Annotated in this window: 14 protein-coding genes and 1 tRNA gene; 9 read left to right on the top strand and 6 right to left on the bottom strand. The window is 66.7% G+C overall.

All coding sequences use genetic code 11. The annotated features are described in order from the left end of the window. Positions 1-95: 95 nt before the first annotated feature. The 5 genes from ACVWZ7_RS18850 to aceE all read right to left on the bottom strand — a co-directional run bounded on the left by ACVWZ7_RS18850 (position 96) and on the right by aceE (position 6,846). Positions 96-341, bottom strand: a complete 246-nt coding sequence (locus ACVWZ7_RS18850) for an acyl carrier protein (protein WP_091256299.1) — start codon at positions 339-341, stop codon at positions 96-98. A gap of 197 nt (positions 342-538) precedes the next feature. Beyond that, positions 539-1,600, bottom strand: a complete 1,062-nt coding sequence (locus ACVWZ7_RS18855) for a beta-ketoacyl-ACP synthase III (RefSeq protein ID WP_116766618.1) — start codon at positions 1,598-1,600, stop codon at positions 539-541. Continuing rightward, complete coding sequence (locus ACVWZ7_RS18860; protein WP_456508736.1) at positions 1,597-2,526, bottom strand: ACP S-malonyltransferase; 930 nt, start codon at positions 2,524-2,526, stop codon at positions 1,597-1,599. The genes ACVWZ7_RS18855 and ACVWZ7_RS18860 overlap by 4 nt, the downstream gene beginning before the upstream one ends. 87 nt (positions 2,527-2,613) lie before the next feature. Continuing rightward, positions 2,614-3,858, bottom strand: coding sequence for a PucR family transcriptional regulator (locus ACVWZ7_RS18865; RefSeq protein WP_116766620.1), 1,245 nt, complete (start codon positions 3,856-3,858; stop codon positions 2,614-2,616). 219 nt (positions 3,859-4,077) lie between these two features. Further along, positions 4,078-6,846 carry a pyruvate dehydrogenase (acetyl-transferring), homodimeric type gene (gene aceE / locus ACVWZ7_RS18870; RefSeq protein ID WP_456508737.1) on the bottom strand — a complete coding sequence of 923 codons (2,769 nt, stop codon included), beginning with the start codon at positions 6,844-6,846 and terminating at the stop codon, positions 4,078-4,080. Between the two features lie 412 nt (positions 6,847-7,258). Between aceE and ACVWZ7_RS18875 the strand changes: the two genes are divergently transcribed. The 9 genes from ACVWZ7_RS18875 (at position 7,259) to ACVWZ7_RS18915 (ending at position 14,574) form a co-directional block, all read left to right on the top strand. Then, entirely contained in the window at positions 7,259-7,678 is a 420-nt protein-coding gene (locus ACVWZ7_RS18875) for a DUF3052 domain-containing protein (RefSeq protein ID WP_091256835.1), read from the top strand. Between the two features lie 62 nt (positions 7,679-7,740). Further along, positions 7,741-8,202 (top strand): peroxiredoxin, encoded by a 462-nt coding sequence (locus tag ACVWZ7_RS18880; protein ID WP_116768666.1) that lies wholly within the window; start codon positions 7,741-7,743, stop codon positions 8,200-8,202. Positions 8,203-8,233: 31 nt separating this feature from the next. Beyond that, positions 8,234-9,139, top strand: coding sequence for an NAD-dependent protein deacetylase (locus ACVWZ7_RS18885; RefSeq protein WP_456508738.1), 906 nt, complete (start codon positions 8,234-8,236; stop codon positions 9,137-9,139). Between the two features lie 91 nt (positions 9,140-9,230). Beyond that, a tRNA-Val gene (locus tag ACVWZ7_RS18890) sits at positions 9,231-9,306 on the top strand. 142 nt (positions 9,307-9,448) lie between these two features. Continuing rightward, complete coding sequence (locus ACVWZ7_RS18895) at positions 9,449-10,717, top strand: glycosyltransferase (RefSeq protein WP_456509152.1); 1,269 nt, start codon at positions 9,449-9,451, stop codon at positions 10,715-10,717. Positions 10,718-10,827: 110 nt separating this feature from the next. Then, positions 10,828-11,106: a hypothetical protein gene (locus tag ACVWZ7_RS18900; protein ID WP_091256832.1), complete on the top strand. Its 279-nt coding sequence runs from the start codon at positions 10,828-10,830 to the stop codon at positions 11,104-11,106. A 245-nt stretch (positions 11,107-11,351) separates the two neighbouring features. Next, positions 11,352-12,224: a fumarylacetoacetate hydrolase family protein gene (locus ACVWZ7_RS18905; protein ID WP_456508739.1), complete on the top strand. Its 873-nt coding sequence runs from the start codon at positions 11,352-11,354 to the stop codon at positions 12,222-12,224. Positions 12,225-12,262: 38 nt separating this feature from the next. Continuing rightward, positions 12,263-13,060 carry an IclR family transcriptional regulator gene (locus ACVWZ7_RS18910; protein ID WP_344366380.1) on the top strand — a complete coding sequence of 266 codons (798 nt, stop codon included), beginning with the start codon at positions 12,263-12,265 and terminating at the stop codon, positions 13,058-13,060. A gap of 164 nt (positions 13,061-13,224) precedes the next feature. Further along, positions 13,225-14,574, top strand: coding sequence for an MFS transporter (locus ACVWZ7_RS18915; protein WP_344366377.1), 1,350 nt, complete (start codon positions 13,225-13,227; stop codon positions 14,572-14,574). Between the two features lie 302 nt (positions 14,575-14,876). Here the strand turns inward: ACVWZ7_RS18915 and ACVWZ7_RS18920 are convergent, their stop codons facing one another. After that, positions 14,877-15,941, bottom strand: coding sequence for a D-2-hydroxyacid dehydrogenase (locus tag ACVWZ7_RS18920; RefSeq protein WP_456508740.1), 1,065 nt, complete (start codon positions 15,939-15,941; stop codon positions 14,877-14,879). Positions 15,942-15,997 lie beyond the last annotated feature (56 nt).

A 15,997-nucleotide genomic window follows, 5' to 3' on the forward strand; every position in this document is an offset into this window, starting at 1 on the left:
TCGTGCACTTGATGGTGGTGCTGGTGGCCGGTCCGGGCGCTGCTGGAACGCCCGGACCGGCCACCGGGTCCGCCGTTGCCGGCGGAAAGCCAGACTTAGGCCTGGGCGTTGGCGATGAAGCTCACGGCGTCGCCGACGGTCTTGAGGTTCTTGACCTCTTCGTCGGGGATGCGGACGCCGAACTTCTCCTCGGCGTTGACCACGATGGTCATCATGGAGATGGAGTCGATGTCCAGGTCTTCGGTGAAGGACTTGTCCAGTTCGACAGCCTCCGGGGCCAGGCCGGTCTCTTCGTTGACGATTTCAGCCAGGCCGGCCAGGATCTCTTCGTTGTTAGCCATTGATGGCTCCTTTTCTAGTTGTTGCCCCAGGCTGCCGGTGAAATGCCGGCCGTCGGGGGCGGAAATGATTCAAACCGAGGGATTCGGCTTGGTGCGGGAAATGCGTGCTGTGCAGAGCTTGGGGGCAGATAGTGAACCTCATGCTCTGCAATGGTGAAACAGGTGAAACGTATTCAGTTCGGGAAGGCGGCGGCTACCTACGGAAGCACGATCACCTGGGCGCCGAAGACCAGTCCGGCTCCGAAGCCGATCTGCAGCGCCAGCCCGCCGCTGAGCTCGGGGTTTTCCTCAAGCAGGCGGTGGGTGGCAAGGGGGATGGACGCCGCGGAAGTGTTGCCGGCGTCGGCGATGTCGCGGGCGATCTTGACGGTCTCGGGCAGCTTCAGCTTCTTGGCCATCTCGTCGATGATCCGCATGTTGGCCTGGTGCGGGATGAAGGCGGCGAGGTCCTCAGCCGTGACGCCGGCAGCGTCCAGGGCCTGCTGGGCCACCTTGGCCATCTCCCACACGGCCCAGCGGAAGACGGTCTGGCCGTCCTGGCGCAGGGTGGGCCAGAGGGAGGCGTCCGTCACGGCGGCTTCCTCGGCGCTGACAGCGGCGCCGCGCTTGCCGGTCAGGGCTAGCTCGCGGATATCCAGCATGGAGTGGGTCATGCCGATGGCGTCCCACTTGCTGCCGTCCGAACCCCAGACCGACGGGCCGATGCCCGGCGTGTCGGACGGGCCGATCACGACGGCGCCCGCGCCGTCGCCGAGCAGGAAGGAGATGGTCCGTTCCGTGTTGTCGATGACGTCGGAAAGCTTCTCGGCACCGACCACCAGGACGTAGGTGGCCGCTCCGGAGCGCACCAGGGCGTCGCCCTGGGCGATGCCGTAGCAGTAGCCGGCGCAGGCCGCGGAGATGTCGAAGGCCGGGGCCGGCGTCGCGCCGAGGCGGTCGGCCAGGCTCGCGGCCGCGGACGGGGTCGCGTAGGGGTGCGTGACCGTGGAGACGATCACGGCGCCGAGCTGGGAAGCCTCGATGCCGGCCTTCTGCAAGGCCTCACGGGCGGCGCCTTCAGCCATGTCGATCACGCTGACATCGGCGGGCGCGCGGTGCCGGGTGATGATGCCGGTGCGCTGGCGGATCCATTCATCCGAGGAATCGATCCACTGGCACACGTCCTCGTTGGTCACGATGACGCTGGGCCGGTAGGCGCCGATACCCATGATGCGGGTGTTTTCCTGCACGGGCGCCTGCTTCAGAGTGGGAACGCTCATGCCCCTCCCTCCAGTTCTGCAAATAGGGCCAGGGCCGCGGAAAGATCGTCCGGGGTCTTGACGGTAAGGGTCTTGACGCCCGGCATGCCGCGCTTGGCGAGGCCGGCGAGTGTTCCGGCGGGAGCCAGTTCAATCAGGCCGGTCACGCCGCGCTGCACCATCGTCTCCATGCAGAGGTCCCAGCGGACCGGGCGGGAGACCTGGGCAATCAGGCTGTCGACGGCGGCGCCGCCGTCGGTGACTTCCGCGCCGTCGAAGTTGGACAGCAGCGGCACCTGGGGGTTCCGCGGGTGCAGCGACGGGCGCAGCGCCTGCAGGGCGGCGCCGGCCGGGGCCATGTGCGAGGTGTGGAACGCGCCCGCAACCTTCAGCGGAATGACCCGCGCCTTGGCCGGCGGGTTCCCGGCCAGGGCCTTGAGCTGCTCCAGCGTGCCGGCGGCCACGGTCTGGCCTGCGCCGTTGACGTTGGCCGCGGTGGCGCCGGAGGCCTCAATGGCCGCCAGGACGTCGGCCGGGTCGCCGCCTACGACGGCGCTCATGCCGGTCGGGGTGGCGGCAGCGGCGGCGGCCATGCTGTTGGCCCGTTCGCGGACAAACGTCATGGCTTCGGTTTCCGTCAGGACACCGGCCAGCGAGGCCGCGGTGATTTCGCCGACGGAGTGGCCGGCCAGGATGACCGGAAGCGTGCTGAGTTCGACGTCGAACAGTGACTTTGCGGCCACGAGGCCCGCGGCGACGATCAGGGGCTGCGCGACGGCAGTGTCCTTGATGGTTTCCTCATCGGAGGTGGTGCCGTGAGCGGTGAGGTCGATGCCTGCTATTTCGCTGAGGGAGGCCAGGAGGCCTGCGACGGGTGGTAGTTCCAGCCAGGGGGCCAGAAAACCAGGGGTCTGGGAGCCCTGTCCAGGGCAGACGATTGCAAGCACGTAACCAGCTTTCCAAATTACCGCGTGAACATTCGTGTTTTCATGCACCAAGCTCACTGGGTCAGTTTGTAGGAAGTCTACAACGATTCAGGACCCGTTGCGGGGAGGCTGCCGCTCCGCGGGGGCCTTCGGCGGCGTCGAAAGCCGGCCGACCACGAGGGCCGTCTGGAGCACGAACGCCTCGCGCGGCAGGAGGGGGTCCCAGCCCGTGACGTCACACACGCGCTTGAGCCGGTAACGCACCGTGTTGGCATGGACGAAGAGTTCCCGGGCCGTGGCCTCCAGCGAATGGCCGAGCTCGAGGTACGTTCCCAGGGTCTCCACAAGCCCGTTGGAGGCGGCCAGCAAGGGCCGGTAGATGTTCTTGACCAGCGAGCGGCGGGCGGCGTCGTCGCCGGAGATCACGCGCTCGGGGAGCAGGTCGTCGGCTGCCACCGGACGCGGCGCGGAGGGCCACGCCCGGGCCGCGGTGAGGCCGGCGAAGGCTGACTGGGCCGAACCGCTGGCCTCGAGGAGGGAGCCCGCCTCGGGGCCGTACACCACCGGGCCGGGGGCGAAGAGTTCGCTGAGCTTCAGGTAAGCGGTCTCCCGGTCCTGGAGTCCGCCCAGGATGAGGATGAGGCGGTCGCCCTGGATCCCCACGAGTGCGTCCTCGGCGAAGCGCCCCGCGGTGCGGCGCAGTTCGCTGACGTAGCTGGCGCTCGGCTCCGACGGCGAATTCCCCACCATGACCGTGAACCGTTCCTGCGCCTTCCAGCCCAGGGCCGCGATCCGGGACCGCAGCGCGTCCGTGTTTTCGCCGCGCAGGATGGCATCGACAATCAGGGCTTCCAACCGGGTATCCCAGGATCCGCGGGATTCCGCGGCGCGGGCGTAGACGTCGGCGGCGGCGAAGGCGACCTCCCGCGAGTACCGCAGCACGGCCTCGCGCAGCGCGCCCTGGTCCGCTTCCGGGGCGATGACCGGGACCTGGTCCTCGACGACTTCCACGACGATCCGGATGAGCTGGAGCGCCTTTTGCAGGCTGATGGAGCGGGTCAGTTCGGTGGGGGCGGTGCCGAAGACGTCGGACAGGATCCACGACGGCGAACTTGGCCGTTCGTACCAGGTCACGAACGCCGCGATGCCGTTCTGGGCCACCATGCCCAAGGCGGAGCGTTCGTCTGAGTTCAGCCGGCTGTACCACGGCAGGGACTTTTCCAGCTGGCGCAGTGTCGTCGTCGACAACTGGCCCACGCTCGCCCGAAGCTTCTTGAGGGTCTCAGCCTTCTCCGGAGTCATCGCCCGCGAGGTCGGCTTGCGTTTTTCGGGAGTGGTGATCGGCTCTGCCATGCATCGAGCATACGGGGCGCGCCGCCCAAGCTCCATTTGTGAGAAGGCTACAACTGCCGTTGTCCTGCATCACACCGGACCGCGCCGGGATCGCGGTGAGGCCCGCCCCCGGAGAGACGGGGGGACCACCCCGGTTAAACGCCGACGGCGGCCCCCACCAATTGGTGAGGGGCCGCCGTCGGGCGCCGTGCCTGGCCTTGCGGCCGGCGGGGCGTCCGGTTAGGAGTCGCCGCCCGCGTTGCCGGTGGTGCCGGCGTTCACGTTGAGCAGCCGGTACTTCTCGATGGCCTGGGCCGGTGCCTGGGCATCGACTTCGCCGCGGCGGGCCAGCATCTGCAGGGAACGGACCACTACCGAGTGGATGTCGTTCTTGAAGAAGCGGCGCGCAGCGGCCCGGGTGTCGGAGAAGCCAAAGCCGTCCGCGCCGAGCGAGGCGAACTCGTTCGGGAGGAACTGCCGGATCTGGTCCGGCACGGCCTTCATGTAGTCGGTGACCGCAACGATCGGACCCGTGGCACCGGCGAGCTGCTGCGTGACGAACGGGACGCGGGCCGGCTGGCCGGGGTTGAGGAAGGCCTCTTCCTCGGCGGCCATGGCGTCGCGGCGCAGTTCGCTCCAGGACGTCACGGACCAGACATCGGCGGAGACGCCCCAGTCCTCGGCGAGGATCCGCTGGGCTTCGAGGGCCCAGGGGACGGAGACGCCGGAGGCAAGGATCTGCGTGCGCGGGCCGTCGATCTTGGCCGGTGCCAGCAGGTAGATGCCCTTGGTGATGCCTTCGACGTCGAGCTCGGCCGGCGCCGCCGGCTGGGCGATCGGCTCGTTGTAGACCGTGATGTAGTACATCAGGTTCCGGTCTTCGGAGTCGGGTCCGTACATCCGCTCCAGGCCGTCGCGCATGATCACGCCGATCTCGTAGCCGTACGCGGGGTCGTAGGTGACGACTGCCGGGTTGGTGGCGGCGAGGATCGGGGAGTGGCCGTCGGCGTGCTGCAGGCCTTCACCGGTCAGGGTCGTGCGGCCGGCGGTGGCGCCGATGATGAACCCGCGGGTCATCTGGTCCGCAGCGGCCCAGAAGGAGTCGCCGGTGCGCTGGAAACCGAACATCGAGTAGAACACGTAGATCGGCACGAGCGGTTCGCCGTGCGTGGCGTACGAGGTGCCCGCGGCGGTGAACGCGGCCACGGAACCGGCCTCGTTGATGCCGGCGTGCACGATCTGGCCGGAAATCGACTCCTTGTAGGCCAGGACGAGGTCCCGGTCCACGGAGAGGTAGTTCTGGCCGTTCGGGTTGTAGATCTTCGCGGTCGGGAAGAACGCGTCCATGCCGAAGGTGCGGGCCTCGTCCGGGATGATCGGCACGATCCGCTGGCCGAAGTTCTTGTCCCGCATGAGGTCCTTGAGCAGACGGACGAACGCCATGGTGGTGGCGGCCAGCTGCTTGCCGGAGCCGCGGTTCGCGACCTCGTACGTCTTCTCATCCGGCAGCGTGATCTCGCTGTGCTTGGACCGGCGTTCGGGGACGAAGCCGCCGAGGGCTTGGCGGCGTTCCATGAGGTACTGGATTTCGGGGGCGTCCGGGCCGGGGTGGTAGTACGGGGGCCGGTAGGGGTCGGCTTCGAGCTGGTCGTCGGTGATGGGGATGCGCAGGTGGTCGCGGAAGGCCTTCAGGTCCGCGAGGGTGAGCTTCTTCATCTGGTGCGTGGCGTTGCGGCCCTCGAAGTGGGTGCCCAGGCCGTAGCCCTTGACCGTGTGGGCCAGGATGACGGTGGGCTTGCCCTTGAACTCGGTCGCGGCCTTGTACGCGGCGTAGACCTTGTTGTAGTCGTGGCCGCCGCGCTTGAGGTTCCAGATCTGGTCGTCGGTGAGGTCCTGGACCATTTCCTTGGTCTGCGGGGTCTGGCCGAAGAAGTGTTCGCGGACGAACGCGCCGGATTCGGCCTTGTAGGTCTGGTAGTCCCCGTCGACGGTCTCGTTCATGATCTTCACGAGCGAGCCGTCCTCGTCCTTGGCCAGCAGGTCATCCCACTCCCGGCCCCAGACGACCTTGATCACGTTCCAGCCCGCGCCGCGGAAGAACGCCTCGAGTTCCTGCATGATCTTCCCGTTGCCCCGGACCGGGCCGTCCAGGCGCTGGAGGTTGCAGTTGATCACGAAGTTCAGGTTGTCCAGCTTGTCGTTCGCGGCGAGCTGGAGCAGGCCGCGGGACTCGGGCTCGTCCATTTCCCCGTCACCCAGGAACGCCCAGACCTGCTGGTCACTGGTGTCCTTGATGCCGCGGTTGTGCAGGTACCGGTTGGACTGGGCCTGGTAGATCGCGTTCATCGGCCCGATGCCCATCGAGACCGTGGGGAACTCCCAGAACGCGGGCATCAGCCGCGGGTGCGGGTAGGAGGACAGGGCGTGGCCCTCCTTGGACTTCTCCTGCCGGAACCCGTCCAGGTCCTCCTCGGACAAACGGCCCTCCATGAAGGCCCGGGCGTACATGCCGGGGGAGGCGTGGCCCTGGAAGAAGACCTGGTCCCCGCCGCCGGGGTGGTCCTTGCCGCGGAAGAAGTGGTTGAACCCGACCTCGTACAGGGTCGCGGCCCCGGCATAGGTCGAGATGTGCCCGCCGACCCCGATGTCCGCCCGCTGCGCCCGGTGCACCATGACCGCGGCATTCCAGCGCAGCCACGCCCGGTACTTCCGCTCGATCTCCTCGTCCCCGGGGAACGGCGCTTCCTGGTCCACCGGGATCGTGTTGACGTAGTCCGTGGTGGTCACCATCGGAACACCCACACTCTGCGCCCCGGCCCGCTGAAGCAGGCTCCGCATGATGTACTGGGCACGCTCGGTGCCCTGTTCCTGAATCAGCGTATCCAGGGACTCCAGCCACTCGGCGGTCTCTTCCGGATCACGATCAGGCAGCTGGTTTGTCAACCCGCTGAGGATATGGGAGGTATCTTCTCCTGCAGCCACGTCCAACCTCTCTTTGAGCGCATCCATCGGCACCCTCAGCTCCGGGCAGGGTGACTGCCTGGCGTGAACGCGACGTGTGCGACATATCGGTTACAACAGCCCGGTCGTATGCGCCGGGCAAGGTCCAATCACGGTACGCCTGCCTGTGTCATCAGTGGGGCGGTTGCCCGCACAGGCGTAGTCGTCATCAGCCACTCTAGCCGTGCGCGTTGACGGATGCGTAGCCGCCGCATGGACCCCCCGACGTATTTCACGGGCATACTGGTTGTGTGACCGCGGGCTGCCCGTCAGCCTTCGGATCGCCCTGTGTGACGCAGAATATGGCGGATCGCGGGGCCAACAGCTTGAAGCTAAGCCTCAAAGGGTGTTGGCTTGGAGTAATGGAAATCACTAGTGCCATTGAAGACATGAAGCAATTCACAAAGCATAGGAGCAACACGTGAGCGAGGCCGACGCCGCCACTTCGGTAAATGTGGCGGAGAAACTGGGTTTCAAAGACGGGGACCTGATTCAGGAATTCGGTTATGACGACGACGTCGACTTCGACTTGCGTGACGACATCGAAGATCTCACGGGCTCGGAACTCCTCGACGAGGACGATCACGAAGTGGTCGATGCCGCCATCCTGTGGTGGCGGGCCGGTGACGGCGACCTCGTTGACACCCTGGTCGATTCGCTGACCACCCTCACTGAGGGCGGTGTCGTGTGGGTCCTGACCCCCAAGTCCGGGCGGGTCGGCTATGTTTCGCCCGCCGACATCCAGGACGCCGCGCCCACTGCGGGACTCCACTACACCACCTCGGCCGGCGTCTCCAAGGACTGGAGCGCCACCCGGCTGGTCACGCGGAAGAACAAGTGACCCAAGCAGTCCAGAACGACGCCGCCCGGCCGGCCGGCGCCGTTACCCCTGTTCCCGGTGGGGTGCCGGCCGTTGGCGATCCCGCACCGGACTTTGAGCTCGCCAATCAGTTCGGAGAGCCGGTCCGCCTCTCCGACTTCCGGGGCCGCAACGTCGTCGTGGTCTTCTATCCGTTCGCTTTCTCAGGCATCTGCACCGGTGAACTGTGTGAAATCCGGGACAACCTCGCGCTGTTCGAGGATGCCGACGCCGCAGTGCTGGCTGTTTCGGTGGACAGCAAGTTCGCCCAGCGGGCCTACGCCGAAAAAGAAGGCTACGGTTTCGACCTTCTCGCCGACTTCTGGCCGCACGGCGCCGTGGCCTCGGCCTACGGCGTGTTCGACCCCGAAAGCGGCATGGCACTGCGAGGCACCTTCATCATCGACGCCGCGGGCGTTGTCCGCTACGTCGTCGTCAATCCCCGCGGCCAGGCCCGGGACCTTGCCGAATACCGGGCCGCCCTGGCGGGGCTCGGCGGGAGCTGATCCGGTGAGGCAGCGGCGCCCCGGGATCGGCATGACTGGCTTTGCCAGCCTCCCGCCGGTCACGGCCGCCGCGACCTCGGCCGAACTCCAGCGGGACGAGCTCGAGGTCCTGCAGGACATCCACGGTCTTCTCGCCGGGGGCCGGTTCGCCGTGCTGACCGGCGCCGGCCTGAGCACCGATTCCGGCATCCCGGACTACCGGGGCCCCGGCGCTGCCCCGAGGGCGCCCATGACCTACCAGGAATTCATCGGCGAGGCGGCGAACCGGCAGCGCTACTGGGCCCGCAATCACATCGGCTGGTCGCACCTTCGCCGCGCGGACCCCAACGACGGACATGCCGCCGTCGCCCGGCTGGAGCACCGCGGACTGCTCACCGGACTCATCACCCAGAACGTCGACCGTCTCCACGAAGACGCCGGCAGCGTCAACGTCGTGGACCTGCACGGCCGCTTCGACCAGGTGGTGTGCCTCGACTGCCTCCGGCGGTACAGCCGCCGGCTCCTGGCCGGGGTCCTCGAGGAACTCAACCCGGGATTCCTGGAACGCGCCCACGCCGCCGGGGCGATTGAAATGGCCCCCGATGCCGATGCCACGGTTGAGGACTCCGGGCTGATCGAATCCTTCGTCGTTGCCCGCTGTCCCGCCTGCGGGGGCACCTTGAAACCGGACTTCGTCTACTTCGGTGAAAACGTGCCCAAAGACCGGGTGGAGCGCTCCTACGCCATGGTCGACGCGGCCCGGGCGCTCCTGGTGGCAGGCTCGTCCCTCACCGTCATGAGCGGCCTGCGCTTTGTCCGGCACGCCGCCAAACAGGGCAAAGCCGTCGTCATCATCAACCGGGGAGCCACCCGCGGCGATGACCTCGCCACCATCAAGCTCGACGCAGGCGTCAGCGGGGCCCTGAGCTGGCTTGCCGCCGAGCTGCCCCCGCTCTAGGAAGGGGTCGGACCGATTGGCGCTTGGCCACTGGCATCCTGTACAGTAGCTGTTCGTTGGTTGAAGCGCTGAGGCGCGGATGCCGCGGTTTGGGTCTTTAGCTCAGCTGGTAGAGCGCCACGTTTACACCGTGGATGTCATCGGTTCGATCCCGGTAGGACCCACCACAGAAAACCCCGTCATGCCGGACCAGATGGTCGGCAATGGCGGGGTTTTGTCGTTCCCGGCGGGCCCGGCGTCACGGGGGAGGACGGCTGCCGGGTAGAGTTAGGTGATTTGTTCAGCCTCGCAAGACCATTGGGGATCACCATGTTCTATGGCGTCACGCGCTACAGCCTCTTCTCACCCGGATCGCACTCGTGGAAAACGTCGCGCAGTGGGGTTTTCAGGACCCCGGATGACTACATGCAGTACCTGTTCTCGGAAAAGCGCCTTAACCTCCGTGCCGAGATGTTCTTCAACAAGGCCGTGCCCGCGCTTGCCGTAATGGCGGAAAACCATGACTACAAGCATTTTGTGATGTACTCCGAGCTGCTCCCGAAGCGCCACCAGGACATCTTGTTCGCGGCTGCGGCCAAGTACCCGTTCCTGGTGCCCGTGGAGTGGAACGAGGTGGTCCGGGGAACCGGCATCGAAGAAGTGCTGCCCCTGGTCGAGGAGGACCTCGCCGGCAAGTTTGACGCTGCCGACGGCGTGCAGCCGGTGGTGTGGTTCCGGCTCGACGACGACGACGTGCTGGCTGCCGACTACCTGACGCACCTTGAGAACTATCGGACCTTGAACCACGTGGGGATGGCCATCTCGTTCGGCCTCGGCCTGACGGCCTACAAGGGCGAACATGAACTGGTGAACCTTCGGGAGTACTACCACCCGAAGTCTGCCCAGGGCATGGCCTTCGTATCTGCCTTCGACCCTGCTCAGCGCCGCCTCGCGATCATTACGCCGGGCCCGCACCACGGCGTGGACCAGATCATGCCGACCATCCTTGACTCCCGGGAGCACATGTTCTTCCAGGTCCGTCACAGCGATCAGGACTCGACGCTGAACGAGACCCCGTACGAACGGGTCGCAGCGTCGCTGGCGCGCCTGGATAAGCTCCCGGCCGTGCACTCGGCCGATGTTTCCGCCGCGAAATGGCCGAGCCTTTTTGAGGACATCGTCCGCGGCGAACCCGTGGCACATGAGCTGTCCACGCCCGGTTCGGAACCGCTGCGCCTGACCGAAGAGACCGTGCTGACCTTTCCGCTGGATTCGGGAATCGAAGCCGGGCTGGTCGAGTTTGAGTTTGAGTTCGAGTCGGCCAGGAGGCTTCAGGGAGGATTTGCCGTGGTCTCCTATGATCTCCATGGTGCGGATGGCGTTGATCCCGAGGCGCTCGGGCTGCGGAACAGCGCTACCTTCGGGTGGAGCCGGCAGGCATGGTCGAAGAGCTCACAGGGCGTCGTGCGCCAGAGCCTTCTTCTCCCGGACGGGGCCAGCATCTCCGGCATTACCCTGAGGGGCAAGAACCGCCAGCCGGCGGACGTCTTTATCCGCTTGCGCCAGCCTCGCGTCGTGGCCGTGCACGCCGCCGACTAACGACTGAGGGCGGAGTTGTGGCCCGGGCTTTTGAGCCCGGGCCTCCACTTTCCGTGCGGGCGCCGAAAATGTCCGTGCTCCCCCCTAGTGTGACGGGCATGGAGCACGTGATGGTGAAAACAGGCCCGGACGGGCGGCCCCAGGCCGTGCTGCGCGGAGGCAGGGAATGGTTGATCGGGGCCGAACCGGTCCGCTGGTTTGAGCGGGTCAACTGGTGGGAGGCGGAGCGCCGCATGCCGAAGGGACTGAGCCGGGTGGACGTCGAGGTCTGGCAGATCCAGGCACGGCTTGGCCGCAACCGGCAATCGGCCCTCACCACCATGGAAATCGTCCGGGACGGCCTCGGCGGCGGCTGGCGGCTGCGGGAGGCGGTCGCGGACGCCGCATAGGCCGGCGGCCCCTAACCCGGTCCTTGGGAAAACCCGGGCATTGGAAAAGCCTTCCACCGCGACTATTGGGGGATGCCGCGGTGGAAGGCTTGTTATGAATATACCGTGAACATTTGGAAATGTGAAACGCGCGGGCGGGATTCCGGCCGGGAGAAATACCCCAGTCGATGGCCTAATTCGGGCCCGGAGTGGCCGGGATGTCGGCGCGGAGCCGCCGCGTACCCGCGGAGACCTAGGATGTGTTCATGACCGCCACGACTGCCCGCCGCATCGCCCGAGTCCGCCCGCTTTCCCCTGTTGCCGAGGACGAGCATTTCTTTATCGCCAACGACGCTGCGGACTTCTACAGCGACACCGGCAAGGTCTGGACGGTGACCGGGACCCCCTTCCCGGGCTCTCCGGCCAACGCCGGTAGCCGGCCCCGCAGCGGGTGGGACATCGGCGCGACGGTCCATGAAGGGGAATTCACCTTCCTCGCGCCAAGCATCCCGGCCAACGTCCTGGGCATGGCGCACAAAACCGGCCGCGCCGGCCGTGACCTGCCTCCGCAGGCCTTCCACAAGGCGGCGACCAGCGTGGTGGGTCCGGGCGACGCCATCGAACTCAGGCCCGGAGTGGGCCGTGTCGAGCCGGAAGCGGAGCTGGCAATCGTCGTCGGGAGCAGGGCCCGGGGGCTGACACCCGGCAACGCGAGGACCGCGGTTCTGGGGTACACCATCGGAAACGACGTCTCGGCCAGGGACCTGCAGCAATCCGACGAGCTGTGGGTCAGCGCCAAGAGCCAGGACACGTTCACGCCTGCCGGTCCCTGGATCGTCACGGATCTGACAGGTGATGACCTCGAGATCGGCATCAGGCACAACGGCGTGGAGCTCAAGGCGGCCAGCTCTGCCGATCTCGGCTGGAAGGTGGAAGAAATCCTCGCCTACATCACCTCCTTCATGACGCTGCACCCGGGGGACCTGGTGCTCACGGGCTTCCCGGCCGAGGCCGCCCCGATCGTTCCCGGCGATACCGTCAGCTGCCACATTGCCGGCGTCGGCGAACTCACGAATCCCGTGGCGGCCGCCAGACATTATGATGGTTACTGTTCAGCTGACTGGACGGCATTCGAATGAGTGGCGCGGCGACTGCGCGCGATACCTGAAGGAGAATCATGGCCGATTCCCGAGTTTCCCGAACCTCCGACGGATTGGGGAGCGCATCACCGGCACCGGCCGTCACCCGCGCCGCCGCCGTGCTGGAGGCCCTGGCCGCATCTGCGACCGGGCGACTCACGCTGAGCGATCTGGCCCGGGAGCTGGGAATCCCGAAGTCCTCAACGTCCAATCTGCTGCTCGCCCTCGAGGAGGCCAGGCTGATCAACCGCCAGGGCGCGGAATTCACGCTCGGACGCAAGCTGGTGGAGCTGGGTGCGGCCTACCTCAGCCGCCTGGATGAGGTGCAGGAGTTCTACCGGTTCTGCGAACAGGCCCCAACGCTTTCGGGGGAGACCGTCCGCATCGCCATGCTTGACGGAACAAACGTCATCTACCTGGCCCGCTATGAAGGCCACCCCGCGGTCCGCCTGACGTCCAACATCGGCGACAAGATGCCGGTGTCCCTCTGCGCCGTGGGCAAGGCCCTGATAGCGCGCCTGCACGACCACGACGTCGACGAGATGTTCCCGGACGACGCCGAACTGCCGGTCCTGACGCCGAAATCGCTGCGTACGGGGGCCGAGCTCAAGGCCCAGCTCGCCGTGATCCGGGAGCAGGGCTACGCCTTTGAAGACGAGGAGTCCACCACCGGCGTCGTGTGCCTGGCCGTGGCCGTCCCGACGCGCGGTGCGCACGGCCCCAGCCTGGGCCTCTCGGTCACCGCGTTGAAGGCGACCTACTCGGAAGAGCAGGGCGCCATGATGGTGAAGGAACTCAAGGACCTCGCCCGGTCCCTCGGAAATCCCATGGGCTAACCCGCCCGCACGGGGTTCCGCAGGGCCGGCAGGAATAAATCCGATTACTCATTGGCTAGCCGATCACCATGCTGTACGCTGTTCAGCATGGTGATCGACTCTTCGGGAGTTGCTCACATCCCACCAGGCCAACGGGGGTCTGGAGTGTTCTTGAGGGAGTGCTTGTGACAACTAGTACTAATACACCGCTCGCTGAAGCGGACGGCGCCGTCGTCGATCCGGACCAGCTGCGACGGGCAACGCTTGCCAGCTCCGTGGGTTCCGCCCTGGAGTACTACGACTTCTACATCTACGGCCTGGCCTCGGCCCTGATCTTCGGCCCGCTCTTCTTCAAGCCGCTCGGCGACGACGGGGCCCTGATCGCATCGTTCGCCACCTATGGCGTCGGTTTCGCGGCCCGGCCGTTTGGCGGCATGGTCTTCGGGTATATCGGGGACCGGTTCGGCCGCAAGATGGTCCTCATCCTCACGATCGCCCTGATGGGGTCCGCCAGCTTTGCCATCGGCCTGCTGCCGACCTACGAGCAGGCAGGCATGCTGGGCGCCGTCCTCCTGGTGACGCTGCGCATCCTCCAGGGGCTGGGCGCCGGTGCCGAACAGGCCGGCGCGACCACGTTGATTTCCGAGGTCGCACCCCGCCGCCGTCGCGGCTTTTTCGCCTCGCTCCCGTTCGTGGGTATCCAGCTGGGCACCCTGCTCGGCGCCGGGACGTTTGCGCTCATTGCCATGGCGGACAAAGCCGTCCTGGAAGGCTGGCTGTGGCGCGTGCCCTTCCTGGCCAGCGCCCTTCTGATCGTGGTGGCCATCTTCATCCGGCTGCGGCTGAAGGAAACGCCGGTCTTCCAGGAACTGGAAAAACACAAGAATGTGGTGAAGAACCCCATCGGCCAGCTCTGGAAGCACTCCAAGAAGAATGTGCTGATCGGCATCGGCTTGCGGATGGGGGAGAACGGGAATTCCTCGATCTACTCCGCCCTGCTCATCGCGTTCCTGGCGTCCAAAGACGGCGTGTTCCCGGGAGACAAGTTCATCGGCCCGGTGGGCCTGCTCATCGCCGCCGGCTTCGCCGCCGTCATGGTGATCACGTTCGGTGCGCTGTCCGACCGGTTCGGCCGCGTGCCCGTCTACCGCTACGGCGCGCTGTTCCAGGCCGCCATCGCGCTGCCCGCGTTCTACCTCGTGACCCTGGGCAATGTCACCCTCGTGTGGATTGTGATGGTGGTGGGCATCGCGCTCGGTGTCCAGTCCATGCTCGGCCCGCAGTGCCCGATGCTGCCGGAACTCTTCGGCTCGCAGTACCGCTTCACGGGCGTGGCCATGAGCCGCGAGCTCTCCGCCGTGCTGGCCGGCGGACTCGTTCCGCTCGTGGGCGCCGCGCTGCTGGCCGCCACCGATCACTCCTGGCTCGTGCTCGCCGTCTACTCGCTGGTGCTGGCGCTGATCTCCTTCATCACCACGTTCTTCACGCCGGAAACCGTGGGACGCGACCTCCTGCTGATCGAGGATGCGCGCTAGGCGCACGCGCCCTCATCAGCACGCAGTCCTCAGGACGCCAGGCCGAGGCCCCTTCCAATCCGGGAAGGGGCCGCGGCCGTTTCTGCGACACGGCACGTGCCGCGCGACGCGCAAAATGCCCGGCGCTACCGGGATACCCGCGTCGATGGGCAATCTGCGCGTCGCCGAGCAGGATGCCGCGTCGATGGGCCATATTCGCATCGCAGAGTAGGACGTCGGTCACCGCGGCTGCCGTGCACCAACGCAAGGGGCGGCCCCTCCGTTTCCGGAGAGGCCGCCCCTTGCGATATGCGGGTCTGGCTTTAGTAGAAGTGCACCGTGTCCACGAGGTGGGGGAGTTCGCCGCCGTCGAGGTGGGTGCGCAGGTTGCTGCAGAAGCGCTCGGCGATGAGCCGGTTCTCGGCTGCGCTGAGGGCCGAGGTGTGCGGGGACACCATCACCCTGGGGTGGGTCCACAGCGGGCTGTCCTGCGGGAGCGGCTCCACGGCAAACACGTCGAGGCAGGCATAGGAGACCTGGCCGTTGCCGAGCGCCTCGAGGAGCGCCTCTTCGTCAACCACGGTGCCGCGGCCCACGTTGATGAAGACCGTTCCGGGCTTCATGGCCGCGAAGGCGTCCCGGCCAAAGAGCTTCTCCGTGTACGGCGTGCCGGGAAGGGTGTTGACCACGGCGTCGGCCGTGCTCAGGAGGCCGGCGAGGCCGTCGTTGTCCGTGACCTGCTCGATGCCGTCGATCTTCTCCACGGTCCGCTTGGTCCCGCTGACGCGCATGCCCAGGGCGCGGGCGATCCGGGCCGTCTCGAGCCCGATCTCGCCCAGTCCGGTGACCACGAGGCGGGAGCCGTTGACCAGGCGCGTGGGGGTGCGGAGCTCGGGCCAGAGCTTGGCCGCCTGGTCCTGCGCCAGTTCCGCGCTCCGCTTGAAACCGTTGAGGATGCCGAGCGCGGCGAACTCGGCCAGCGGCAGGGCGTGGACCCCGGCGGAGGTGGTGACCTTGAACTTCTGCAGCGTCGCGGCGTCCAGGCCCGATGCCTTCACGGCGCCGCCGGCCCCGGCCGCCATGGCATGGATCCACTCCAGGCGGGGATTGCTGCCGGCGATCCTGGCAAGGCCTGCCGGGCTCTCGTTGGGGAACCCGTACAGGACCTCGGCCTTGTTGAGCATGTCCCAGTAGCGCTCCTCCTGCTCCGGCGTCCGGCGGAAGTCCGGGTCGCCCGAGTGGTCCGCGGGAAAGCGTTCCGGCGGCAAGAGGTCGGGTTCGTAGAGGACGGTCACGGAAGGATCTACGGCGCGGATGCGTTCCACAGGCTCGGCTTCGAGCGGGACGGCGATTGCGACGGTGGTTTTGGTCGTCATAGTGTTCATCATACTGAATGGAGGCTAGGATGCTGAACAGATTTCGAAGATTAACCACGACGGAGTGA

It is taken from the genome of Arthrobacter sp. TE12232 (assembly GCF_054062615.1).

Bases quoted from the DNA above. Each gene is read 5' to 3' on its own strand.
- ACVWZ7_RS18855 (WP_116766618.1), bottom strand. From the start codon at position 1,600: ATGAGCGTTCCCACTCTGAAGCAGGCGCCCGTGCAGGAAAACACCCGC.
- ACVWZ7_RS18905 (WP_456508739.1), top strand. From the start codon at position 11,352: ATGACCGCCACGACTGCCCGCCGCATCGCCCGAGTCCGCCCGCTTTCC.
- ACVWZ7_RS18910 (WP_344366380.1), top strand. From the start codon at position 12,263: ATGGCCGATTCCCGAGTTTCCCGAACCTCCGACGGATTGGGGAGCGCA.
- ACVWZ7_RS18900 (WP_091256832.1), top strand. From the start codon at position 10,828: ATGGTGAAAACAGGCCCGGACGGGCGGCCCCAGGCCGTGCTGCGCGGA.
- ACVWZ7_RS18895 (WP_456509152.1), top strand. From the start codon at position 9,449: ATGTTCTATGGCGTCACGCGCTACAGCCTCTTCTCACCCGGATCGCAC.
- ACVWZ7_RS18865 (WP_116766620.1), bottom strand. From the start codon at position 3,858: ATGGCAGAGCCGATCACCACTCCCGAAAAACGCAAGCCGACCTCGCGG.
- ACVWZ7_RS18885 (WP_456508738.1), top strand. From the start codon at position 8,234: ATGACTGGCTTTGCCAGCCTCCCGCCGGTCACGGCCGCCGCGACCTCG.
- ACVWZ7_RS18920 (WP_456508740.1), bottom strand. From the start codon at position 15,941: ATGATGAACACTATGACGACCAAAACCACCGTCGCAATCGCCGTCCCG.
- aceE (WP_456508737.1), bottom strand. From the start codon at position 6,846: ATGGATGCGCTCAAAGAGAGGTTGGACGTGGCTGCAGGAGAAGATACC.
- ACVWZ7_RS18850 (WP_091256299.1), bottom strand. From the start codon at position 341: ATGGCTAACAACGAAGAGATCCTGGCCGGCCTGGCTGAAATCGTCAAC.